This window comes from Streptomyces beijiangensis, assembly GCF_017315755.1.
In the GTDB taxonomy this organism is placed as follows: Bacteria; Actinomycetota; Actinomycetes; order Streptomycetales; family Streptomycetaceae; genus Streptomyces; species Streptomyces beijiangensis.
This window is the reverse complement of record NZ_JAFLRJ010001697.1, coordinates 1-259: the sequence shown is the minus strand read 5'-3', so window position 1 is coordinate 259 and position 259 is coordinate 1. Positions and strand designations below refer to the sequence as shown.

At 71.0% G+C, this 259-nt stretch carries 1 protein-coding gene; it reads left to right on the top strand.

From position 1 onward, the window contains the following. Nucleotides 1–229 (top strand): alpha/beta fold hydrolase (locus J0695_RS43285; RefSeq protein WP_206970271.1); only part of this gene is annotated, 229 nt, incomplete at its 5' end. Nucleotides 230–259: the final 30 nt, after the last annotated feature.

Below are 259 nucleotides of genomic sequence, written 5' to 3'. Positions count from 1 at the left end.
GTTCAACCGCCGGATGAAGCGGCCGGTGCGGGTTCCGACGCTGCATCTGCACGGCTCGCTCGACCCCGTGGTGGGCATCCGCAGCGCCGCCGGGTCCGGGGAGTACGTCGAAGCGCCGTACCGCTGGCGGCTGTTCGACGGGCTCGGCCACTTCCCGCACGAGGAGGACCCGGTGGCGTTCTCCTCCGAGCTGATCAACTGGCTGAAGGACCCGGGACCCGACCGCTGACAGCCCGTCGAGCGGCTTCCGCGCTCCTTC